The 21,333-nt window shown below is 66.1% G+C and carries 21 protein-coding genes (1 of these 21 running past the window's edge); 5 read left to right on the top strand and 16 right to left on the bottom strand.

The features are described 5' to 3' along the window. The 7 genes from EGM87_RS19050 to EGM87_RS19020 form a co-directional block, all read right to left on the bottom strand. On the bottom strand, nt 1–958 hold the 5' portion of the coding sequence (locus EGM87_RS19050; protein ID WP_137708636.1) for a hypothetical protein. The gene continues 1,442 nt to the left of window position 1, outside the view; the window shows 958 of its 2,400 coding nt (coding positions 1–958); its start codon is at nt 956–958; the stop codon falls past the left edge of the window. A gap of 125 nt (nt 959–1,083) precedes the next feature. Then, the gene (locus EGM87_RS19045) at nt 1,084–1,794 is read right to left on the bottom strand and encodes an HAD family hydrolase (RefSeq protein WP_503345429.1); all 711 of its coding nucleotides are present in this window, start codon (nt 1,792–1,794) and stop codon (nt 1,084–1,086) included. A gap of 108 nt (nt 1,795–1,902) precedes the next feature. Continuing rightward, nucleotides 1,903–2,724 (bottom strand): DUF3618 domain-containing protein, encoded by an 822-nt coding sequence (locus EGM87_RS19040; RefSeq protein WP_044660879.1) that lies wholly within the window; start codon nt 2,722–2,724, stop codon nt 1,903–1,905. Continuing rightward, complete coding sequence (locus EGM87_RS19035; protein WP_044660880.1) at nt 2,721–3,167, bottom strand: phage holin family protein; 447 nt, start codon at nt 3,165–3,167, stop codon at nt 2,721–2,723. Before EGM87_RS19035 ends, EGM87_RS19040 begins: the two co-directional genes overlap by 4 nt. Then, on the bottom strand, nt 3,164–3,655 hold the full coding sequence (locus EGM87_RS19030) for a hypothetical protein (protein WP_137708638.1): 492 nt from the start codon (nt 3,653–3,655) through the stop codon (nt 3,164–3,166). The genes EGM87_RS19035 and EGM87_RS19030 overlap by 4 nt, the downstream gene beginning before the upstream one ends. Nucleotides 3,656–3,797: 142 nt before the next feature. After that, nucleotides 3,798–4,781 (bottom strand): YihY/virulence factor BrkB family protein, encoded by a 984-nt coding sequence (locus tag EGM87_RS19025; protein ID WP_137708639.1) that lies wholly within the window; start codon nt 4,779–4,781, stop codon nt 3,798–3,800. 369 nt (nt 4,782–5,150) lie between these two features. Further along, complete coding sequence (locus EGM87_RS19020; protein ID WP_137708640.1) at nt 5,151–6,041, bottom strand: EamA family transporter; 891 nt, start codon at nt 6,039–6,041, stop codon at nt 5,151–5,153. 113 nt (nt 6,042–6,154) lie between these two features. On the opposite strand from EGM87_RS19020, the gene EGM87_RS19015 reads away from it, so the two are divergent. Continuing rightward, nucleotides 6,155–6,631, top strand: a complete 477-nt coding sequence (locus EGM87_RS19015) for an Lrp/AsnC family transcriptional regulator (protein WP_137708641.1) — start codon at nt 6,155–6,157, stop codon at nt 6,629–6,631. Here EGM87_RS19015 and mtnA read toward each other — a convergent pair. The 5 genes from mtnA to EGM87_RS18990 are packed head-to-tail and all read right to left on the bottom strand — an operon-like array spanning nt 6,618 to nt 10,771. Then, nucleotides 6,618–7,682: an S-methyl-5-thioribose-1-phosphate isomerase gene (mtnA, locus tag EGM87_RS19010; protein WP_137708642.1), complete on the bottom strand. Its 1,065-nt coding sequence runs from the start codon at nt 7,680–7,682 to the stop codon at nt 6,618–6,620. The genes EGM87_RS19015 and mtnA overlap by 14 nt on opposite strands. Next, a complete protein-coding gene (gene mtnK, locus EGM87_RS19005) occupies nt 7,679–8,920 on the bottom strand; it encodes an S-methyl-5-thioribose kinase (RefSeq protein WP_137708643.1) in 1,242 nt (413 codons plus the stop codon). The genes mtnA and mtnK overlap by 4 nt, the downstream gene beginning before the upstream one ends. After that, the gene (gene mtnC, locus EGM87_RS19000) at nt 8,917–9,600 is read right to left on the bottom strand and encodes an acireductone synthase (protein ID WP_137708644.1); all 684 of its coding nucleotides are present in this window, start codon (nt 9,598–9,600) and stop codon (nt 8,917–8,919) included. The genes mtnK and mtnC overlap by 4 nt, the downstream gene beginning before the upstream one ends. Next, nucleotides 9,597–10,148: a 1,2-dihydroxy-3-keto-5-methylthiopentene dioxygenase gene (locus EGM87_RS18995; protein WP_137708645.1), complete on the bottom strand. Its 552-nt coding sequence runs from the start codon at nt 10,146–10,148 to the stop codon at nt 9,597–9,599. The genes mtnC and EGM87_RS18995 overlap by 4 nt, the downstream gene beginning before the upstream one ends. Continuing rightward, nucleotides 10,145–10,771, bottom strand: a complete 627-nt coding sequence (locus EGM87_RS18990; RefSeq protein WP_316252063.1) for a methylthioribulose 1-phosphate dehydratase — start codon at nt 10,769–10,771, stop codon at nt 10,145–10,147. The genes EGM87_RS18995 and EGM87_RS18990 overlap by 4 nt, the downstream gene beginning before the upstream one ends. Nucleotides 10,772–11,114: 343 nt before the next feature. On the opposite strand from EGM87_RS18990, the gene EGM87_RS18985 reads away from it, so the two are divergent. Further along, complete coding sequence (locus EGM87_RS18985) at nt 11,115–12,164, top strand: NADP(H)-dependent aldo-keto reductase (protein ID WP_137708647.1); 1,050 nt, start codon at nt 11,115–11,117, stop codon at nt 12,162–12,164. 122 nt (nt 12,165–12,286) lie between these two features. Here the strand turns inward: EGM87_RS18985 and EGM87_RS18980 are convergent, their stop codons facing one another. Further along, entirely contained in the window at nt 12,287–13,180 is an 894-nt protein-coding gene (locus EGM87_RS18980; protein ID WP_099186675.1) for a LysR family transcriptional regulator, read from the bottom strand. A gap of 76 nt (nt 13,181–13,256) precedes the next feature. Between EGM87_RS18980 and EGM87_RS18975 the strand changes: the two genes are divergently transcribed. Continuing rightward, nucleotides 13,257–14,273, top strand: coding sequence for a VOC family protein (locus tag EGM87_RS18975; RefSeq protein ID WP_137708648.1), 1,017 nt, complete (start codon nt 13,257–13,259; stop codon nt 14,271–14,273). A gap of 77 nt (nt 14,274–14,350) precedes the next feature. Here the strand turns inward: EGM87_RS18975 and EGM87_RS18970 are convergent, their stop codons facing one another. Both EGM87_RS18970 and EGM87_RS18965 read right to left on the bottom strand, forming a co-directional pair. Next, on the bottom strand, nt 14,351–17,317 hold the full coding sequence (locus tag EGM87_RS18970) for a TonB-dependent receptor domain-containing protein (RefSeq protein WP_137708649.1): 2,967 nt from the start codon (nt 17,315–17,317) through the stop codon (nt 14,351–14,353). A 113-nt stretch (nt 17,318–17,430) separates the two neighbouring features. Continuing rightward, on the bottom strand, nt 17,431–18,387 hold the full coding sequence (locus tag EGM87_RS18965; protein WP_099186673.1) for a cupin domain-containing protein: 957 nt from the start codon (nt 18,385–18,387) through the stop codon (nt 17,431–17,433). Nucleotides 18,388–18,491: 104 nt separating this feature from the next. Between EGM87_RS18965 and EGM87_RS18960 the strand changes: the two genes are divergently transcribed. Further along, nucleotides 18,492–18,953, top strand: a complete 462-nt coding sequence (locus EGM87_RS18960; protein WP_025548688.1) for a hypothetical protein — start codon at nt 18,492–18,494, stop codon at nt 18,951–18,953. Here the strand turns inward: EGM87_RS18960 and EGM87_RS18955 are convergent. Next, a complete protein-coding gene (locus EGM87_RS18955) occupies nt 18,931–20,256 on the bottom strand; it encodes an MFS transporter (protein WP_253719198.1) in 1,326 nt (441 codons plus the stop codon). The two genes, EGM87_RS18960 and EGM87_RS18955, sit on opposite strands and share 23 nt — an antisense overlap. A 102-nt stretch (nt 20,257–20,358) precedes the next feature. On the opposite strand from EGM87_RS18955, the gene EGM87_RS18950 reads away from it, so the two are divergent. Beyond that, nucleotides 20,359–21,279 (top strand): cupin domain-containing protein, encoded by a 921-nt coding sequence (locus EGM87_RS18950; protein ID WP_137708651.1) that lies wholly within the window; start codon nt 20,359–20,361, stop codon nt 21,277–21,279. Nucleotides 21,280–21,333: the final 54 nt, after the last annotated feature.

Genomic DNA, 21,333 nt, shown 5'->3' with positions numbered 1-21,333 from the left:
TCGCGGGCATGCCGACGACCAGCACCGACTTGGGCTTCTGGAACGAGGGCGCCTTGTTGAGCAGCAGCGCGGCGGCATCGTCTCGCCGGACGCTGAGCGTCGGCAGATAGTCGAACTCCGGATTGCTGAACGCGCCGAAAATCTTCGCCAGATCGCGCACCACGCCGATATAGGGGCTGTAGAAGCCATAGCCCGCCTCCCGCGTGGAACTGAGTTGCAGCGCCAGATCGGTGGGCGCGCCGGTCAGGGTCTCTGCAATGGAACTGCTGTGCACGTCAGCCAGCACCAGTTGTTCGCGATTTTCCAGCAGGCAATTGGCCTGAAGCTCGACCACCTTGGACAGGCATTCGTCATTCAGCTTCATCGACAGGCTGCGCGCCAAGGCAGGGGCGACCGAACGCAGATATTCGGGATGGGTGTTTTCCTGCGCCCGGATCGCCGCCATGAAGGCATCCAGCCGCGACCGATCGAGCGAGGCCTGATTGAGTTCCTGCGTCGCGCGGATGAACTCCCCCGGCTTGCCGCGCACCGCATCTTCGATCGTGCCTTCCGCGCCGCCCGTATCCGGCACCAGGAACAGCGTCATCTGCCGCGCGCCCTTCGGCACGGTCAGGCTGAGGCTGTTGTCCTTCGCCTTCTTCTTCCAGGTTTCGGCGGACTTGATCCAATCCTTGGGCGGCGGATTGGTGGCGCCCCGCAGGAAGGTGGAGAGCAGCAGGAATCTTGCGCCCTGGTCCTCCGGCAGGTCGGCCCCGATCGACAGCCTGTCGCCTTCGGCCAGGCTGGGCACCTGCGCAATGGGCAGCACGTCCTTGCCCCGCATGACCGTGATGCGCAGGCCCGGCCCGCCAAGCTCGAACGGTGCGGGATCGGCCGCCCGCACCGATGCGGCCGAAAGCGCGATGCCGGCGGCACCGCAAGCCCAGGGCAGAATCTTCCATCGGCTAGGCAGCGGCATAAGGTCCCGGTATCTTCCTGTCAGCGATCCAGATTCCGCTGTCCCACATCGGCTCCCCAATTCCAAGAGCGCGGGCGACGCAACCGGCTTTGCGACGAAGGGTCAGGATCGCGGGACGAGCAGGGTCAGCCCTTCGCCGAGAGCAGGATCATGGCGGCAAGGTCGTGCAGGCTGGGGAGCACCGCCGCGACCAATGCCCGTTCCGCGTCGGTGGGCGGGAGCAGGTCAGGCACCATCACGGTCGCGATGCCGGCCGCCGCCGCCGAACGCACCCCGGCATAGCTGTCCTCCACCGCCACCGCATCGGCAACCGCCACGCCCAGGCGCTTCGCCGCCAGCAGATAGGGTTCGGGATGCGGCTTGGGCCGTTCCACATCGTTGCGCGTCACAACCACGTCGAAATAGTCGAGCAAGCCCGCCTTTTCGAGGCGATGGCAGGCATGGGGCGCCTCGGTCGAAGTCGCGACGGCCAGGGGAATGCCTGCCGCGGCAAGCCCGGCCAAAGCCGGTTCGACGCCCGGCCGCTTCGGAATGGCGGCCTCCAACGCCGCCTCGAACAGCAGGTCGCTGTCGGCGTAGAACTGCTCCAGCGGAAAGTCCGCGCCGAAATGCTCCGCCAGCATCACCCGGTTCGCATCGCGGTGAATGCCGACCATGGCAAGCTGCAACGCCTCGGAAAAAGGCCAGCCCAGCGCGGCAGCCGCCTCCGCCATGGTGCGCCGATGCTCCGCCTCGGTATCGAGCAGCGTGCCGTCCATGTCGAAAATCACCGCCCGCACCGGATCGGGCAGGCGGCGGTTGAGGATGGCGGGTTCAGCGCTGGCGAAGGTCGACACTTTCATCGCGCCAATGTGGAGATCAAGCGGCTGTTTTGCGAGTGCATAAACCGCGCGGCCAGATGCAGATCATGCGCATGTGGCGGCGCGGCCTCACCCCCGTCCCGGTCAGGAGGGTTGCCGGGGCGCCGAATGTCCACCCTGCTGGAGCGTCGAATCCGCTTTCTCGACAAGCTCGTCCTTCTTTTCGCGTAGCGTTTCGGCCAAAGCGTCCTTCTGTTCGGCCGCCATGCCGCGCGCCTTCTCGCCCAGCGCACCCAGCCTTTCCTGTTCCGTCCGGCTGAGCGGCAGCACCGATCCCAGCGCCGCGCCCACCGCAGCGGCGATCAGGCCGCCGACGAAGGGATTGTTGTCATAAAGGCTGCGGGCCCTTTCGGTGGCCTGCGTGGCCGCATGTCCGGCGGCGTCGCGCGCCTGCCCCGAACCCTGCGCCCAGGCATGGCGCTTTTCCCGGAATTTGTCGGTCAGGTCGTCGAGCCGCTGGCGGAAGCTGCTCTCATCCTCATCGTGCCGGCGTTCGAGCATCAGATAGTTGGCGCGTGCTGCGTCGCGGCGCCGCTGATAGGCGATCGCATCTTCCCCATCGCGAATCTCGATGCCGGACATATGGGCCACATAATCGCGATGGTGCGGATCGACATGGCGGTTGCCCGTGCCGGAGCCGAAGCTGGGGAATGGGGAGTCCTTGTCGCTGATCAGCCAGATCGTGCCGGCGGCGATCAGCCCAAGCGCGATGGGGTTGCGCCGCGCGCCGTCCAGCAGCGTCCGGGCGTCGACATGATGTTCATCCGCCTTGTCCAGCAGGGCGTTGAACAGGTTGCGCGGCGTCAACCGGTCTCCGATCCTGTCGATCGTGCGGCTCATATCCTCCTGCGTGCGGCGGATGTCGCGCTCTATGGCGTCGGGATCTCGGTCAAGCGTGTCGGTCATGGTCTGTGCTCCGGATTGAGGTCGCCGCGCAGGGCGGAGGGTGTGCGTTCCAGCATGTGCTGCGTGCGTTCGGGCGCGAGTTCGGCGGCGCGAACCTTGGCCAGCGCCCCGCGATAGAGGATGAAGGCGACGATCAGGGCGACGATGCCGACGATCAGCGTAGCAAGGCCCAGATGGTCGATGGCGTCGGCCAGCAGATAGGCAAGGCCCATCAGCAATACGCCAAGCCCGGCGATGCCGACCACGGCCGCGACCGCGACCGAGCCGACGGCCAGTTTCACGCTGGTGGCGGATTCCCGCACTTCGGCCTTCAACAACGCGATCTGCTGTTCGGCCAGATGCGTCCCCTGCCCCATGAGCGCGCGGAGGAGCGAGGCTATGTCCTCGTCCCTGCCGCCACCGGCTCCGGCGACGCTGGCGCGGTCCGGTTGCGGGTCGCTCATATCACCCCTCCCGTTCCGGAAGGCGACACGGGCGTCGTGACGGTCGTATAGGGCTGCGGCTGGGGCGCCGGCGGTGCCATGGCGGCACCTGCGGCGCTGCCGTCCGCCTCCGCCCGGAAGATGCGGCTGGCGGCAAATCCCGCCGCCGCGCAGGCGGTCAGGAAGGTCACGGGATTGTCGCGGGCCAGGTGGCGGATGCTGCCCGCCAGTTCCCGGGAGTCCTTCTGCTCGATGGTTTCGGCAAGGCGCCGCATCTGCTGCGCGCCCTGTTCCAGCGTCGATCTGATCCAGGACGGCATCGCGCCTTCGCCCAGTTCGCCCGCTGCCCGGTCGAGCGCGGCGGAGACCGATTTGGCCTGATCGACCAGCGGGCTCTTGCGCGCGTCCACCTCTTCATGGAGGCGGTCGGTCGCGGCACTGGTCAGGTTTTCGGCATCGTTGCGCAGTTCGCTACGCAAGTCGTTCCGATCATCGGATGGCGTCTGCATAAGTTCATCTCCTGGGCTGTACGGGATGAACAGTATGAAACCGGCGCGGTTCCGTGCATTTTCCCTGATTTGCGGTGAATCGATATTTGGATGGACCTTCGAAAGATCATGAATATCTATGATCCTTCAGCGAAGATCTCGACTAACCCAATTTGGTAACTTGGGTTGGTCCATCTTCGCTCGCCCGCGTTCCCTGCGCGACATGATCCGCCGCCCAGGCGTTCCTCTGCCCCAGCGGGCGTTCGTCGCCTTCGGTCGTGTCGCGCGCCGTCTGGTGCTCCAGTTCCGAATTGAGTTCCGCGCCGAAGATCAGGATGTAGCTGGACAGATAAAGCCAGGTCAGCAGAATGATGACGGTCGCCAGCGATCCATAGGTGGCCCCGTAATTGCCGAAATTCGCCACATATATTCCAAAGCCAAGCGTCAGCAGCACCCATGCCGCCGCGAAGAACAGGGAACCGGGGGTCAGCCACATCCAGCGAGCGCGGTCGCGCGACGGACCGAAGCGGTAGAGCGTCGCCGCCGCTGCCGCCGCCGCCAGCGCGAGGAGGAGGTAGGACATGAGCCTGGACAGCATGGCAAGGACCGGCGATGACGGCAGCCAGGCCTCGACATAGGCAAGGACGGTCATGGACAGCAGAGCGAATACGGCCATCGCGACGGCCCCGGCGGTGATGAGAAGCGCCAGCAGGTTCACCTTTACCAGGCCTCGCTTCTCCTCCTCTTCATAGGCGATGTTGAGCGCCGTCACGATCGCCGCCGCGCCATTGCGCGCGCTGAACAGCGCCAGCGCCAGCGCTACCAGCACGCCCAGCCCCTTCTTCCCGCCGGAGGTCTGGACGACATACATCAATTGTTCGCCGATGAAGCGGGCGATGTCCGTGGGCATGACCCGCGTCATCGCCGCCATGTTTTGCGTCACCGTCTGCGGATCGGCAACCAGCCCATAGGTCAGCACGATGGCGCCGAGCAGGGGCAGCAACGCCAGGAAGGCATAGAATGACACGCCCGCAGCGACCAGCCCGACATTGTCCGCCGCGCTTTCCTTCCATGTGCGCATGAGCACGTCCTTCCACGCGCCTGCGGGCATCCGCCAGGGCGAGGTCGCGTCCCGTCCCCTGCTCATGATCCGGTTCCTGCCGATCCGGTCGCGGGCATGGCGGCGGCTTTGCTGATGATGTGCATGGATGTGGAATGGACCGCACCCGGCATTGGTTCCCTGTTCGCCCGCCATCGCGCCGGGCCGGCAGGCTGCGGATCGCAACGGGATGCGGCAGCGGCCTCCATCCGCGCGCTGCGATCGCCATCGCCTGCAAATCTTCGCCATCGTCGACGCTGCCCACGATCTCCGCATGCGTCTGGCCGGGCAGAGGCTCACTGTGCCCGATGGCGGTGCGCCGCCGCTGCAGGATCGGCTTGCCGCAGGTGACGGCAATCGTCGCCCGGCCTTTGCGTCACATAGGTCAGCCGCCCTTCCGGTTGCGCCGCCGGGCGATCAGGGCTGCTCCATCGCCTCCCCCGCCCGGGCGGTGACCGCCGTGCCGATGGACGCGCAGATGATGAGGCCGATCGCGAACCATTGGGACAGCGTCAGCACCTCGCCCAGCAGGATCAGCGCCATGACCGCGCCGACGGCCGGCTCCGCGCTGATCAGGATGCCGAATGTGTTGGATGGCAATCTGGGCAGGGCGACCATCTCCAGGGAATAGGGGATGGCGCTGGAGACGATGCCCACCGCCACGCCAAGCAGCAGCGCCTGCGGCGTCAGCAGCGCGGCACCGGCATGGACCAATCCCACCGGCGCGACGAGCAGGGTGGCGACGATCATGCCGCCCGCGGACGCGGCCGCTCCGTGCATGCGGCCTGCATGCCGGCCGATCAGGATATAGCCGGCCCAGCACGCGCCGGCGAGGAGCGCCAGCGCAATGCCGCGCCAGTCGAGCTGGGCCGCCGCGCCCCAGAGCGGCAGCAGGCTGGCCAGGCCCAGCACAGCCAGGCCGATCCAGAGAAAATCGAGCTTCCGCCGGGAGGTAAGCAGCGCGACCGTCAGGGGGCCGGTGAACTCTATCGCAATCGCCAGCCCCAGCGGAATATAGGCCAGCGCATTGTAGAAGGAGAGGTTCATGACGCCCAGCACCACGCCATAGGCCAGCAACGGCCGCCAGCCCGCCCGCCAGTCCAGCCGCCATGGCCGGAACACCAGCGACAGGATCACGGCGCCGACGATGAGGCGCAGCGTCGTCGCCCCCTCCGGCCCGACGAGCGGGAACAGCCGCTTGGCCAGCGACGCGCCGGAAGTGACCGACAAAAGGGAGAGGGAGAGCGCTCCGAAGGCGACAGGATCCACGCGCGTGGAAAGGGGGCGGGGCGCGGCAACGCTGGACATGCAACACTCGAATATGGATGGACGGACGCGGCATAGCTAGCGCAACGCATGCGATAAGTGCGTTCGATTTTGTCGCTTTTCCGATAAAATTTATCGCCTATCCTTTGAGGGCGATGAAAAACGATCTCCTCGATTCCTTCGACCGGAAACTGGTCGAACTGTTGCAGGCCGATGCGCAGCGACCGGTCTCCGCCCTCGCCGAAACCGTCGGCCTGTCGCCGCCCGCCTGCTACCGCCGCATTCGGCGCCTGCGCGCGATCGGGGTGATCGAGCGCGAGATCGCCATCGTCAGGCCGAGGAATCTGGGCTGGCCCCTCTCCATGATCGTCCTCGTCTCGCTGGAACGCGAAAGCGCGCACACGATGAACGAGATGATGGAGATATTCCGCAACGAGCCCGAGATATTGGAGGCCTGGAACGTCACCGGGGATCATGACTTCGCGCTGCGCATCGTGGCGCGCGACATGGAGGGCTATGACGATCTGGCGCAGCGCCTGTTCGCCGCCAATGACCGCATCCGCACGTTCAAGACGCTGGTCGTCATTCGCGAGGTCAAGCCGCTCAGCCCGGTACCGGTCAACGGAGCGTGAGAAGGCCCGCCGCGTCCCTGATCAAGCCCTTTTCCGTGACATAGCCTGTGACCAGGCCGGCTGGCGTGATGTCGAAAGCCGGGTTGAAGGCGGGCGATGCGGTGATGCCGACGCGGGTCTGCGCGCCATGATCATCGGGGCCGGGGATGAAGCGTATCTCGTCGGAGGCACGCTGCTCGATCGGCACGGCCGCCCCGTCCGGCGTCGCGGGGTCGAAACTGCTGGAGGGAAGCGCGACGTGGAAGGCTATGCCATGCGCCTGCGCCGCCAGCGCCTTCAAATAGGTGCCGATCTTGTTGCAGACATCGCCATTGGCGGTCACCCGGTCGGTGCCGACGATGACCATGTCCACCCTGCCCTGCTGCATCAGCAAGCCGCCGGCATTGTCGACCACGACGCTGTGCGGGACGCCGTGGCCCGCCAGTTCGAAAGCGGTCAGCGCGCCCTGGTTCCGGGGTCGCGTCTCATCCACCCAGACATGGACGGGCAGGCCCTCGTCATGCGCGAGATAGATGGGCGCGGTCGCCGTGCCCCAGTCCACCGTTGCCAGCCAGCCGGCATTGCAATGGGTGAGGATATTGACCGGTTCCCCGCCCTTGCGCGCGGCGATTTCCCGGATGAGGGGCAGGCCGGCTTCGCCTATCGCCCGGTTCGCCGCGACATCCTCGTCGCAGAGGCGGGCGGCCTGTGCATAGGCCAGCGCCGTCCGTTCGTCGGCCGGGCGTTCCGCGACGGCGGCCCGCACCCTCTCCAGCGCCCAGCGCAGGTTGACCGCCGTCGGGCGCGCCGAGGCGAGATGGGCGAAGCTGCGCTCCAGCGACGCGGTGCTCGGGTCTTCGCGCAAGGCCAGCGCCAGCCCATAGGCGGCGACGGCGCCGATCAGCGGCGCGCCCCGCGTGGCCATGTCGGCTATGGCGTCGAACGCCTGTCCGGGCGTTTTCAGGACCAGCCGCTCCAACGCCCAGGGCAGGCGCCGCTGGTCGAAGATGCCGACGCTCCATCCATCCGGCTCCAGCCATATGGAGCGCGTGGCCCTGCCCTCCAGCCTCATGCGGGCGCCCTGTCCAGCCGGATTGCATGCAACACGGCGGCGATGCCGGGAAAGGCGGCGCGATCGACCAGCAGCCTGCGCGCGATCTGGAGCGCCCGGCGCTCGCAATCGGCGCGCAGGGCTTCATCCGCGATGCTTTCGAAATCAGCGACATGGGCAAGGCCGAGGATCCGCCGGATCATCTCGCAACCGGCAAAGCCCAGCGCGTCGGTCCAGATGCCGGCGAGCACATCCTCCATCGCCGCCGCGCGCAGATCGGCATCGCCCTTGGCAAGCGCATGCAGCGCGCCGTGTTCCGCCTGGGGATCGAGGGCGTTCCCATGCCCGGTGAAGCGCCTTGCAAAGCCCTTCCACAATGTTTCGGACTGGTCCAGCAGCCAGGGGTCGGGCCGCTCCGCCGGACGTTGGCCGGGCTGGGCGAGATAGGCCATCCAGAGATTGGCGAGCACCATGCCGACATCGAAGCCGATCGGCCCGTAAAAGGCGAATTCGGGATCGATCACCTGCGTATCGTCCGCCGTCACCATCACCGATCCGGTGTGGAGATCGCCATGCAGCAACGCCTCCGGCGCGGCGAGGAAGCGCGCCTTCATCCGCTGCGCGGCAAGGCGGAGGGGCACGTCCGTCCGGAAGGCGGCGACGATGTCCTCCAGCCCCCGGGTATGACGGTTCATGGGCGCGTCGAAATAGGGTTCGTCGAAGATCAGGTCCTCTGTTATCCGGCACATGGCCGTATTGCCCAGATAGGCGGCGATGCGCGCCTTCTTGTCCACCACCGGCACGGCGAGGTCGGAGGTGAAGAACAGCGTATCGGCCAGGAATTCGGCCAGATGGCTGGCAAGCAGCGGGTAGCGTTCCCCTTCGACAAGCGCGCCGCGCAAGGTGAGGTGGGGTTTGAGCAACGCCATCACCGTGAGCGCCATGGCATCGTCATGATGCAGCAGCGCGGGGACGCGCGCAGGCGCATGGGCGGCCTGATCGGCCAGGGCGAGACGCTCATAATAGGCGCGCGACAGCGGCAGCGGCCAGCTTTCGCCCACCATGCGCACATAGGGCAGCGCCTGCTTGGCGGCGACGCCCCCCGACGGCCCGGTCACCAGGAAGACGAGATTGAGATTGCCGTCCCCGACCTCCGCCACCGTCCAATCGCCTGGCCTGCCGCCCAGACGCTCGGCAATGGGGGCTATATCGGCCAGAAAGGGGCCGACGCTGCGTTCGTCCAGGGCGGTGTAGCTCATCGGCGATCCTCCTGCCATCCGATGGCGTCGAAGCTGTCGGCTATGGGAAAGCGGCTGTCGGCCGATGCCCCGTCGCGCGCCAGCAGGGTCACGGCAAGGCCCGCCTCCGTCGCCGCCGCCAGTTCCTCCGGCGTGTCGGAGAGGAACAATATCTCGGCGGGCGGGCGGTCCAGCGCATCGGCAATGGCGCGATAGGAGCGCGCTTCCCGCTTGCCGCCGACCGCCGTATCGAAATAGCCCGCGAACAGCGGCGTCAGGTCGCCATGGTCGCTATGCCCGAAGAGCAGCTTCTGCGCCGCCACGGACCCCGACGAATAGACATGCAGGGCAATGCCCGCGTCATGCCAGCGGCGCAGCCCTTCGGCCGCGTCGGGATAGACATGGCCGGTGAAATGCCCCTGCGCATAGCCGTCCGCCCAGATCATGCCCTGCAATTGCTTGAGCGGCCCGATCTTGCGGTCCGCATCATGCCATTGGCGCAGAAGGGCGATGCAGGCCTGCCGGTCCAGGTCCGTGCCCGCTTCCGCGCGCACGGCATCGAATATCGCCGCCGCCGCGTCCGGACGATCGGTGAGGAAGCGCTCAAGCCGCGCACGGGAATAGGGGAAAAGCACGTCATGGACGAAGGCGATGCTGGACGTGGTGCCCTCTATGTCGGTGACGATTGCGCCTGGCCTCATGCCGCCCCCTGATAGAGGGGGACGGCGCGGGCGATCTCATCGCCCGTGAACCGCGCGACCCAGCCTTCCGGCGTCGTGAACAGGCGGATGGCCGTGAAACGCGGCCGCTCCCCGGTGTCGAACCAGTGCGGCGTCCCTGCGGGCAGGACGATCAGGTCCCCCGCCGTGCATTCCAGCGCATGGACCGTGCCGCCGAAGCGAATGTAGAACAGGCCCGCTCCTTCGACGAAGAAGCGGACTTCATCATCGTCATGCACATGTTCCGCCAGGAATTTGGCACGCATGGCTTCGCGGTCGGGATGGTCCGGGGTCATCTTGACGATGTCGCAGGACCGGTAGCCGCCCCGCGCCTTCAGCCGCTCTATGTCCTCCGCATAGGCGGCCATGATCTCGGCCTCCGCCGCGTCGGGCGAGAGCGTCGCGCCCGCCTCCCACCGCTCAAGCCGCACGCCCGTCGGCTCCAGAATGGCGGCGATCGCGGCGTGATCGTCCAACCGGCCCCGCGCTCCATGCGGCGGGCTGTCGTCATATTGGATCAGACTGGTCATCGGCCCCCTCCCCTCAGCTTCATTTCTTCCCAGGCGCAGGCCAGCAGGAATTCGCACCCCTCCACCATCGCCTCGGCCGCGTCCAGCGTCGGCCCCCAGGCGTAAAGCCCGTGGCCGCGAATGTAGAAAGCCGGCACCAGCCGCTCCTGCGCCAGCAATATCGGCCGCAGCAGAGCGGCGAGCGCGGGCATGTCCTGGCTGTTGTCGACCAGTGGCAGGGTGACGCTCGCCTCATGGGTAGCGACGCCCGGAAAAATCTTGAGCAGCTCATATCCGGCCAGCGAGATCCCGTCCCGGCCGGCCAGCGCGCGGCTGAGGACCGTGCCGGCGACGGAGTGGGTGTGGAGCACCGCCCCGGCGGCGGGATCGAGCGCATATATCAGGCAGTGCAGCAACGTCTCGGCAGAGGATCGACCCGCGTCGATGGCCGTGCCGTCCGCCGCCACGCGCATGAACTGCGCGGCATCGAGGCGCCCCTTATGCGCGCCCGACCGAGTGATGAGGATCGTCCCGTCGGCCAGCCGGGCGGAATAATTGCCGGCGGTCGCTGGCGCCAGGCCGCGGGCATCCAGGCGGCGCCCGGCCTTGGCAAGCGCATCCGCTGGATCAGGTAAATCAGACACGGTGGCGGGCATATCCAGCTCTGGAGAAAAGCGCGGTTCGGCGCGGCGCCGGTCATCCCTGTCGGACGTCCCGGCTGGACAAGGGCGTTCGATGATCCTTCAATGACAAAGAACCATGGCGACCTTAGCGGGCGGAACGGAGGGCCGCAATCGGTCCTTTCGCGGCCCGGAGCGCACGCAGCACGAAACGATCGGCGGCCGCGCGGCCATTCTCCCGTTCCGCCGGGCTCCGGCGACCGTGAAAACAGGCTTGCTCAACGCTTTATGAAATTATCTTGAGTGTCCTGCCGCCTCCAGCGTCTAAGGAGAATGGGCGGAGGCCAGCTTCATATAGGGATACGGAATGGAATATCGCACATTGGGACGCACCGGGATCGAAGTCAGCCTGATCTGCCTCGGCACCATGACATGGGGCTCGCAGAACAGCGAGGCGGAGGCGCATGAGCAGCTCGACCACGCGGTGGGCCACGGCGTCAACTTCATCGACACGGCGGAGGCCTATCCGGTGACGCCCGTATCCCGCGAGACGCAGTTCCTGACCGAAACCTATATCGGCAACTGGATCGCGGGCCGGAAGCGGCGGGACGACGTCATAGTCGCCACCAAGATCGCCGGTCCCACCCGCGACGCCGTGCGGGAATTTCGCGGCGGCAACAACCGGCTCGACCGGCGCAATGTCGAACAGGCGGTGGAGGACAGCCTGCGCCGGCTGCGCACCGACTATATCGATCTTTACCAGGTGCACTGGCCCGACAGGCCGGTGCCGTCCTTCGGCGCTCGCGGCCTCACGCGACTGGACGATACGCCCGACACCGTGCCCATAGAGGAAACGCTGGGCGCGCTGGCCGACCTGGTGCGGGCAGGAAAGATCCGCCATTTCGGCGTCTCCAACGAAACCCCCTGGGGCGTGTCCGAATATCTGCGCCTGTCGCGTGAGAAGGAATGGCCGCGCGTCGCCTCGATCCAGAATGCCTATAATCTGCTCAACCGCACCTTCGAACATGGGTTGTCGGAATATGCGCTGCGCGAACAGGTGTCGCTGCTCGCCTATTCCCCTCTGGCCGGCGGCAATCTGACGGGAAAATATCTGGGCGGCCGCATTCCCGCGGGTTCGCGCAGGGACGTGAGCCGCCAGTTCGTGCGGTACGACCTGCCCGGACAGCCGACCGCCAGCGCGCGCTATGTCGCCGTCGCGCAGGCCCATGGCCTGCCCCCGGCGCAACTGGCGCTGGCCTTCGTCAACAGCCGGCCCTTCGTCACGTCGATGATCATCGGCGCGACATCGCTGGAGCAGCTCAAGATGGATCTCGCCAGCGTCGACGTCCGCCTGGATGCAGATGCGCTGGCCGCCATCGAAGCGATCCATCGCGAACTGCCCGATCCCTGCCCCTGATCGCGGGGATCGGCGGCGATCCTTTTAGAATGCGTGCCGGCGGCGCGCGCGATCACCGTATCGATGCAAAATACCCCAAGCCGGGCGCGGCAGGAGCGATTCCGGCCAGGCGTTTCCCGCCATCAATCCCACGACCCCTGCCGCGCCCGCTCGCGCATCGCCTCCAGGAACAGCCGCACAGCGGGCATTGCCGCGCGCCCGGCGTCGTAGAGCAGGCTGACCGGCACGGGCGGCGGCGCGTGGTCCTCCAGCAGCCGGACGAGCCGCCCGGCCGCGACCGCCTCCGCAGCCTGGTAGCTCAGGACATTGGCCACTCCCACCCCAGCCTCGGCCGCCGCGATCGTGCCGTCGATCGTATTGACGGTCAGGCGGGGAGCGACCTCGACCGTGCTTTCCGCCTTCCCGCCGAAACGCCAGGCGGCGCCGATCCTGATGCCGCTGCCGACGATGCAGCGATGGCCGGCCAGATCGGCCGGCGTCGCCGGAACGCCATGCGCAGCCAGATAGGCGGGGCTGGCCACGATGGTCTGCCGCACCGAGCCGATGCTCATCACCCGCAGCGCGCTGTCGGCCAGCGGCCCGATCCGCACGGCCACGTCGATCCCTTCCTCGACGATGCGGACATTGCGGTCGATCAGCATCATGCGCGCGCTCAGCCCGTCATGAGCCGCCAGCAGCGCGCCTATGGCAGGCAGCACATGCAGTCGCCCGAACATCACCGGAGCGGTCACGTAAAGCTGGCCGCGCGGCGCCGACCGGCCGCCCATGACGATCTGCTCGGCCTCCCGCAGCTCGGACATGATCCGCCGCGCCCGGTCCAGAAAGGCCGCACCTTCGTCCGTCAGCGACACCGCGCGGGTGGAGCGGTGGAACAGCGTCACGCCCAGATGCCGCTCCAGCGCGGCGACGGCGCGGGTGACGGCGGGCGGGGACATGCCCAGCTTGCGCGCTGCGGCGGCGAAGCCGCGCTGGTCGGCCACCGCGACGAAAGCGGACAGGGCATCGAAGCGATCCATTATTCCCCAAACTGAAACAGTGAAAGCCAATCATCGGCCATTATCATGCAGCGCGCAATGGCTTAGCTTGTCCGGCATGGCACAGGTCTATCTCCACACCATGTTCGGCAACGGCGCACGCGCCATGCAGGAAGCCGCCGGTTCGCGCGCTTCCTATGCGCGCATGGAGGCGAATGCGGGCGCGGCCGACATGCTCACCGACCGGGAGGCGGATTTCATCGCCGCCCGCGACAGCTTCTACATGGCCAGCGTCAGCGAGGATGGCTGGCCTTACGTCCAGCATCGCGGCGGCCCGGCCGGCTTCCTGCGGCGGATCGGGGACAACCGGATCGGCTTTGCCGATTATCGGGGCAACCGCCAATATCTCTCGGCCTCGAACCTCGCCGCCGACGACCGGGTGTCCCTGTTCCTGATGGACTATCCCAACCGCCGCCGCCTGAAGCTGATCGGCCATGCCCATGGCAGCGACGATCCGGCGACCATCGCGGCGCTGATGACGCCCGGCTATGGCGCCGAACCTGAGCGCGCCTTCCTGATCGATGTCGTGGGCTTCGACTGGAACTGTCCGCAACATATCACCCCGCGCTTCACGCAGAAGGAGATCGAGCGCCTCACCGCCCCCCCTGGTGGACGAGCTCGACCGGCTTCGCGCACGCATTGCCGAACTGGAAGGATAGAAATCATGAAAGACAAACTCACGCGCGGCGTCCATCATGTCGGGCTGACGGTGCCCGATCTCGACCAGGCGCGGGCCTTCTTCTGCGGCGTGCTCGGCTTCGACGAGGTGGGCGGCGTTCCCGATTATCCCTCCATCTTCCTGTCGGACGGCGCGATCCTCCTCACCCTCTGGCGCGCCGCCGATCCGCTGAGCGCCCGGGCCTTCGACCGGCGGGCCAATATCGGGCTGCACCATCTCTCGCTCGCGGTGGCTGACGATGCAGCGCTGGACACCGCGTGGGAGAAGGTGCGCGCCCATCCGGAGGTGGTGGTCGACGCCCCGCCCGGCCCGATCCGCGCCGGATCGGCCACCCGGCACTTCCTGGTCTTCATTCCGGGGGGCATCCGCCTGGAATTCGCCACGCCCTTTTCCTGAACCGCCATCCTCCGATGTGAAAAGGGCTCCGGAGCATGCATGCTCCGGAGCCCTCTCCATGCGACCCGGCGAAGGGATTACATGCGGATGCGCAGGCCCACCGAAACCATGCGCCCGATCGGGTTTGACACGAAGCCGTTATAGCCCCATGCGCCGCCCAATATGCCGTTGGTGTTGCCGTTGTAGAAGGGCGGGTTCTTGTCGAAGATGTTCTGGGCGTCGACATAGATCTGCCATCCCCGGGCGAAGCTTTCACCCTGGAATTCATATTGCAGGTGCAGGTCGAACGTGTCGTTGGCCTTGACCTTGTCGCCGCCGCCGATCGGGTTGCCGATCGAATTGACGATGATCGGTTCCACCGTCGTGCTGATCCAGTTGCGGTAGGAACCCGTATGGTTCCAGAACAGATCGGCGGACAATCCATCCTTGGCCCAGCCCAGTTGTGCGCGGTTCTTGAACCGCACCGACGGGAAGGTGGTGTTGTAACCGGAAGTGTTGAGGATGCTGAAGTCCGTACCGCCGCCGAAATTCTGCCGGAACTTCGTGAAGTAGGTGAAGCCCGTGCCGATCACGAAGCTGCCCAGTTCACCGATCTCCGTGCGATAGTTGAACTGCCCGTCGATCCCCTCCACCGTCAGGTTGAGCGCATTGCGGCTGCTCTGGTCGATCAGGAAATAGACCTGCGGCGGGATCGCGCCCGACACCGTCGCGCCATTGGCGATATTGGCGAACTCGTCGATCTGCGCCTGCGAACAGGTCTGCGGACAGATGGTCAGCAGGTTGCGCAGCCCCGCCGAGTTCACGATGGCGCTGGGGCTGGGGGAGGAGACGCCGCCGATGAACTTGTTGTGGAAATAGGTGAAGGCGGCGGTGAAGCCGGGCAGGAAGCGCGGCGCCAGGTCGATGCCCGCCGACCAGCTGCGGCCCTTTTGCGGGGTCATGTTGGAAAAGCCGCCGCCCAGCTGGCGCCGCATGCCCTGGATCGCCGGCGTGCCGATGGTGCAGGTGGTCGCATTGCACTGCACGCCGGGGATGTTCGCCACATCGGGATAGTTGGCGATGGGCACGGCGATCTGCGTGCCGTTCACGCCGACGCTGCCGGATGCGTAGAGATAGCCCTGCGTCGGATCGCCGATCACTGCTGTCGGCGGCGCCACGAAGGCGCGGGAATAGTTGCCGCGCAGCTTGACGCCCTCCACCGGCTCCCAGTTCGCGGCGAACTTCGGATTGGTGGTCGATCCCACGTCGCTATAGCTGTCGTAGCGGCCGGAGATGCTGAGGTCGAAACTGTGCACCAGCGGAATGCCCATATCCGGTGAAACGACCGGAATATAGAGTTCGGCGTAAAGCGACTTCACGTCGCGCTTGTAGTTATAGACGCGGAAGTTCGAACCGGTCGTGGTCGGGCCGGTATTGTTGGAGCCAGTGATCTTCTGCGTCTGTTCATACCAGAGATATTCGCCGCCGACCGCGATCTTGAGCTTGCCCGCGGGAAGACTGAACAGCGATCCGTTCAGGTCCAGCTTCATCTGGTTGAACGTGTTGTAGTTCGTATTCTCGCTATTGTTGCGATAGAGCGAGCGGATGACCGCTTCGGAAGTCCGGTTGGTGCCGTCGAAGGGCCGCCAGACGTCCAGCGCGTTCGCCGCCGTCAGCGGCAGGTTGAGCGCGATGACGTTCTGGCCCGGAATGTCGGTCGCCGTGGTGCTGCCGCTCAACTGCGCGGTGCCGTTCAGCGCCAGCAGGGCGCAGGCGGAACAGAAGCCGTTGACGGTGTTGAGCGCCGAGCGGTTCCAGCCGAAGGCGTCGCTGAAGGTCAGCGTCCAGTCGTCATTGACATGATATTCCGCGACGGCGGTCGAATAGATCGAATCCGACTGCGATTCCTGTTCGCCATAATCCGCGTCGGGCAGCAGGGCGAGCCATGTGACCGTCTGCTGCGTGGCGCCGGGCGCGCCCGCGGGCGCCTGGTAGAAGGGGTTGATCTGGCCGCCCCGGCCCGATCCGGGACCGAATACGGTGGCGTTGGTCAGGCCGCCGGGTCCGGACGCATTATGCGTTTCCTGGCGGTTATAGTTCATCATCGCGGTGACGGTGAACTTGTCCGAAAAATCGTTCGTGACCTTGATCATCGCATTCGCGCGGAACTGCGAAGGCAGAAGATTGGCGTAGACCGAATTGTTGCAGGGCGCGTTCGCCTGAATATTGGGAACTGTCGTCGTCGCGCCGGGCGAAAGGAAGACGCCGCTGACCCCCGGCGCGATGATCGTCGCGGGGCTGCACTGATAGCTGTTGGTGTTGGTGCCGCCGACCGGACGATAATCGCCCAGGCTGGAAAAGCGGCGGTCCCTGTTCTTCAGTTCCGACTGGTCGGAATAGGAGCCCGCGACATAGACGCCGCCCGTGTCCCACTTCTTGCCCCAGATGAAGTTGAAGTTGGTATTGTGATAGCTGTCGGCAAAGCCCGCCTGCGCATTCGCCTCGAACCCGTCGAAGGTCCGCCGGGTGATGAAGTTGACCACGCCCGCGACCGCGTCCGACCCGTAAACGGACGATGCGCCGTCGGCCAGCACCTCGACCCGCTGGATCGCGCTGACCGGGATGATGTTGGGGTCGGTCTGGGCGAACTGCGTGCCGCCGCCGGGCAGGCGCAGGCCGTCCAGGATCACCAGAGTGGTGTTGGACGACGATCCCGCAAGGCTGTGGATCTGCGGCGAATAATAGGAATAGGCATTCTCGCCCTGCGCGACCGAACCGGCCGTGGAAATGGACGGCACGGTGTTGACGAGTTGCGACACGTTGACGGGCGCGGTCTTCTCGATCGTATCCTGGCCCACCGAAATCAGGTTGGACCCGACGGGCGCCACGCCCCGAATGGCGGAACCGGTGACGACGATGTCGCTGTCCGTTACCGACTGGCTGTTCTGGGGCGGCGGCGCGATCGTCGCATTGTCTTGGGCCAGCACGGGCTGGCCGGCCACCATCGCCGCCGCGATCGCGATCAGCGAACTGTTCAATCGTGCAGGCAGATATTCTCCCAACATGGCTCTCTCCCTCATTATCATATACTATAGGATTTTTATGTGAGTTTATGGCTGTCCGGAGGCTGAAAGTCTCCGGATTCCGGGGTATTGGCGATGGCCCCGAGGGGCGCGGTTCAGTGCGGCTGGAAGCTGTGCAAGCCGCGGGGATAAGGGTTGATCGCGACGCGCGTGGCCATCTGCCCCGGCTGCCCGCCGAAGCTGGCGCGATGCCACCGGCCCTGGGCGGCGGTCACGACGTCGCCGGGCGACGCGGTGAAGAACGGCACGCCTTCGATCTGGTAATCGACATTGCCTTCCATGATGAACCAGAATTCATCATAGCCGAAGTGGAAATGGCCAAGATCGCTGGCCGGCGGAGTCTTGATGCCCTTTCCGCGAATATTGTTCACGAACAGATGATCGCCGGCGATGAATGCGCCGGCTCTTTGCCCGCCGGTCACCACATCCTTGTAATAATCGAGATAAGGCCGGTCGGCGGCGCCATAATGCCCGTCGCCGCCCATCAACGCGGCCTTCACATAGGTGAAGCCCGGCACGTCCCTGGGCTTGTCCGGCCTGGTCGCGGCGGGATAGAGCGGCACGTCGCCCGCGCCGTGCACCTCCAGCCACAGCGCCGGCTCGTCGCCCACGCTTTCCAGGGTGAAAGGCAGGCGGAAGGGAATATTGACCTCTCCGCCCTTGACCGCGACGAAGGGTTCCTGCCCCTTGATGCTCACCCGGAGCTGCCCGCCCCAGACGATGAGGGCGGTCGCATTGTCGGCATACATCAGCGGTTCGGTGCGCTGCCCGGCCGCCATCTGGTGCCAGTCCGCCTCCAGATCGCGGTTGCGGACGATGGCGTGCGTCCAGCTTTTCTGGCCCTTGTGCGCGGCAAGGATGTCGGCGAGCTTCCACCAGGGACGATTGGGCGCGTCATAGGCGCGCGGCGGCGTCCGCTTGGGCGACCAGGCATTTTCCATGGGCGGGCGGGCGGGCGGCGCAGACGGTGCCGGCGCAGATGTCTGGGCCGACGCCCCCAGGATGAGCAAGGCGGGCGAACACAGATAGAATGCGGCCTTTATGATTGCCATCAATCCTCCCCTTGAGCAGACTTTTGCGTCTTGCATTTGATCATATAGGATATGATGTTAGAGCATTAGTCAAACAAATTATGACATGAAAAGAGGAGAAGGGCGTGAAACACATCTGGAAACTGGCCGTGATCGGCGGGATTGCGTTGTTTCCGCAATGTGTCGCGCTGGCGCAGGAAGATGGCTGCGCGCGTCTGGACGACCCGTCGGAACGCCTGGCCTGCTACGATCGCCGGTCTGGCCGGGCCGCGCAGGACAGCCGCCCGATTCCCGTTCCCGCGCCCCCCGCTGCGGCATCGGCGGCTGCGATCAACAGCTATCAGGACCGTCGCGACGCCCTCAAGAGCCGCACGGATTTCGACAGCCGCTTGAAGGCTGCGATCCCGCTGCGGCACGGCTATCACCGGCTGGAGCTGGAGGACGGCACCGCCTACGACACGACGACCGTCGCGCCGCCGCCGCCCGTCGGGGCGGTGATCCATGTCCGCCGCACGCCGTTCGGCACCACCTTCTTCGACATGGAAGGGCGCAAGCCCTTCACCGTCAGGCTGTCGCGCCGCCAATAGGCGTCCGGGCGCCTTCCCCGACCGGCTGCTCCAGCAGCCGGTTCGGGTCCACGATCACCCAGGCGAGCACGCCCGCCAGCACCACGGCGGCCCCCGCGATGAAGGCGGCGGTCCAGCCGAATTGCGCGGCGATCATCGGCGTCAGGGTGGAGGTCAGCGCCCCGCCGATCTGGCACCCCATGTTCATGAAGCCGGACACGACGCCGCTATGCGGGCCCGCTATGTCCGCCGTCACCGACCAGAAGGAGCTTTGCGAGAGGTAGATCGCCCCTGCCCCCCCGGCCAGGATCAGCACCGCGAGCGGCGCATTGTCCACCATCGATCCGCTGGCGAGGAACAGGCCGGTCAGCACGAAGGAGAGCACGCCCAGCCCGGAGCGTCCCCAATAAAGGCCGTAGCGCGCCGACACCCGGTCGTTGATGACCCCGCCCAGCAGGCAGCCGAAGGTCATGCACAGGAAGGGCAGCATGGAGAAGACAGCGCTGGATTTGACATCCAGATGCCGCGCTTCGGCAAGATAGATGAAGAACCAGCTGAAGAAGATCCAGATCACATAGCCGAAGGCGAAATAGCTGACGAACAGGCCCCAGACATTGCGGCTGGAAAATATGGCGCTCCAGGGAATGGGTCCGGCCGACGCCGTTTTGGCCGGGGGCAGGCCCGCCTCGATATGCGCGAGTTCGGCCGCGTTCACCGACGGGTGCTCCTGCGGCCGGTCCCGCGCGAGCCAGAACCAGACCGCGGCGGCGGCAAGGCCCATTGCCGCGCAGGCATAGAAGGATGCGCGCCAGCCGCCCCACAGGATGATCGCGGTGATCAGCGGCGGCGTGATGCCGGACCCGGCGCCCACCCCCGCGAAGATCCACCCGTTCGCCTTGCCGCGCTCCTGCGCCGGTATCCAGCGCGACAGGAACTGGTTGCCGCACGGATAGACGACCGACTCGCCGATGCCGAGCGCGAAGCGGGTCAGCGCCAGCAGCAGCAGCGCGGCGCTGCCCTCCGGATGGATGAGCGCCGTCGCCGCGGTGAACACGCCCCACCAGAGCAGCGCGCCGGTCAGCACGATGCGGGGACCGTAGCGCGCGGCGAGCCAGCCCGCCGGCACCTGGAACAGCGCATAGCCGATCAGGAAGGCGCTGAAGACCCAGCCCAGCTGCACCTGGTCGATGGCATATTCCTTCCGCATCTCCACCCCGGCGACGGAGATGTTGGTGCGGTCGAGAAAAGCGATCGCGCTGATGATGAACAACAGGAAGATCAGGCCCAGCCTGACCCTGGACCGCGCGGCTCCATTCATAACCATCCCTCCCGCTTGGCTTCTGCGCCAAACAATATACTATATGATTCGTGATAAGATGATGTATGTCGGCATAAGCAGGCAAGAGCAAGCATTGGAGAGGGGAAGATGGGCATGGGCACGCCGCGCATGGCGCTGGTCGCAGCGCTGATGGCCTTTGGCGGAACGGCCATGGCGCAGGCCGCGCCGCCGCTGGCGCAACGTATCGGCCACAGCGATCCGGACAAAATGCGGGTTGCGAACGGCGTCCATGGCGGTGCGGGATCGATGAAGTTCGGGCCGCTGCTCGGCGCCAATGCGCTCAGCACCAACCTCATCTTCGTCCATCGCGGGACGATCGCGCCCAAAAGCGGCATCGGCCAGCATTTCCACAATGATTGCGAGGAGATGTTCATCATCCTCGACGGCGAGGCGGAGTTCACCATCGACGGCCGCACCTCGCGCCTGGCCGGGCCTGCCGGCGTGCCCGACCGCAAGGGGCATGCCCATGGCATCTACAATCCGACCGACAGGCCGCTGCAATGGCTGAACATCAATGTCGGCATGACCAAGAGCTATGACAATTTCGATCTGGGCGACCCGCGCACCGATGCGACGCTCGATCCCGTGCCGCAGTTCATCAGCATGCGGCTGGACCGCGCCCTCCTGAAGCCGGCGGCGGCCGCCCTGCCCGATGCGACCGGCGGCGTCCTCTTTCGCCGCGCGCTGGGACCGGCGGTCTTTTCGACGCCCTGGTCCTATGTCGATCATGTCCTGCTGCCCGCAAATGCGGCGCTCGGCCGCCGGGTGCAGGCGGATATGAGCGAGGTCTATTATGTGATCTCCGGCACGGGCGAAGTGACGCTGGACGGGGAAACCGCGCCGCTCAGCGCGGGCGACGCCGTGCCCGTCGACCTTGGCGAGGCGCGGGCGATCCGCCAGACGGGGGCGCAGCCGCTCGAACTGATGGTGATCGGCGTGGCGCGCGATCTGGCGGCGAAGGCCCGCTACCGCGCCGAAGCCGAAGCGCGCATGCAACCGCGGCGGTAACATCGCGCCGATCCTCTCGCGTCCCTCCTTTTCGATCATCCAAGAAGGAACCAA

This window comes from Sphingobium sp. RSMS, assembly GCF_005406185.4.
Lineage (GTDB): Bacteria > Pseudomonadota > Alphaproteobacteria > Sphingomonadales > Sphingomonadaceae > Sphingobium > Sphingobium fuliginis.
Note: the sequence above shows the minus strand (reverse complement) of the source record. Positions and strands in the feature narration are given on the sequence as shown.

Bases quoted from the DNA above. Each gene is read 5' to 3' on its own strand.
- mtnK (WP_137708643.1), bottom strand. From the start codon at position 8,920: ATGAGCTACACCGCCCTGGACGAACGCAGCGTCGGCCCCTTTCTGGCC.
- EGM87_RS18975 (WP_137708648.1), top strand. From the start codon at position 13,257: ATGGCACAGGTCTATCTCCACACCATGTTCGGCAACGGCGCACGCGCC.
- EGM87_RS18985 (WP_137708647.1), top strand. From the start codon at position 11,115: ATGGAATATCGCACATTGGGACGCACCGGGATCGAAGTCAGCCTGATC.
- EGM87_RS19020 (WP_137708640.1), bottom strand. From the start codon at position 6,041: ATGTCCAGCGTTGCCGCGCCCCGCCCCCTTTCCACGCGCGTGGATCCT.
- EGM87_RS18965 (WP_099186673.1), bottom strand. From the start codon at position 18,387: ATGGCAATCATAAAGGCCGCATTCTATCTGTGTTCGCCCGCCTTGCTC.
- EGM87_RS19015 (WP_137708641.1), top strand. From the start codon at position 6,155: ATGAAAAACGATCTCCTCGATTCCTTCGACCGGAAACTGGTCGAACTG.
- EGM87_RS18950 (WP_137708651.1), top strand. From the start codon at position 20,359: ATGGGCATGGGCACGCCGCGCATGGCGCTGGTCGCAGCGCTGATGGCC.
- EGM87_RS18955 (WP_253719198.1), bottom strand. From the start codon at position 20,256: ATGGTTATGAATGGAGCCGCGCGGTCCAGGGTCAGGCTGGGCCTGATC.
- EGM87_RS18995 (WP_137708645.1), bottom strand. From the start codon at position 10,148: ATGACCAGTCTGATCCAATATGACGACAGCCCGCCGCATGGAGCGCGG.
- EGM87_RS19030 (WP_137708638.1), bottom strand. From the start codon at position 3,655: ATGCAGACGCCATCCGATGATCGGAACGACTTGCGTAGCGAACTGCGC.
- mtnC (WP_137708644.1), bottom strand. From the start codon at position 9,600: ATGAGGCCAGGCGCAATCGTCACCGACATAGAGGGCACCACGTCCAGC.
- EGM87_RS18980 (WP_099186675.1), bottom strand. From the start codon at position 13,180: ATGGATCGCTTCGATGCCCTGTCCGCTTTCGTCGCGGTGGCCGACCAG.
- EGM87_RS19025 (WP_137708639.1), bottom strand. From the start codon at position 4,781: ATGAGCAGGGGACGGGACGCGACCTCGCCCTGGCGGATGCCCGCAGGC.
- EGM87_RS18970 (WP_137708649.1), bottom strand. From the start codon at position 17,317: ATGTTGGGAGAATATCTGCCTGCACGATTGAACAGTTCGCTGATCGCG.
- EGM87_RS19040 (WP_044660879.1), bottom strand. From the start codon at position 2,724: ATGACCGACACGCTTGACCGAGATCCCGACGCCATAGAGCGCGACATC.
- mtnA (WP_137708642.1), bottom strand. From the start codon at position 7,682: ATGAGGCTGGAGGGCAGGGCCACGCGCTCCATATGGCTGGAGCCGGAT.
- EGM87_RS19035 (WP_044660880.1), bottom strand. From the start codon at position 3,167: ATGAGCGACCCGCAACCGGACCGCGCCAGCGTCGCCGGAGCCGGTGGC.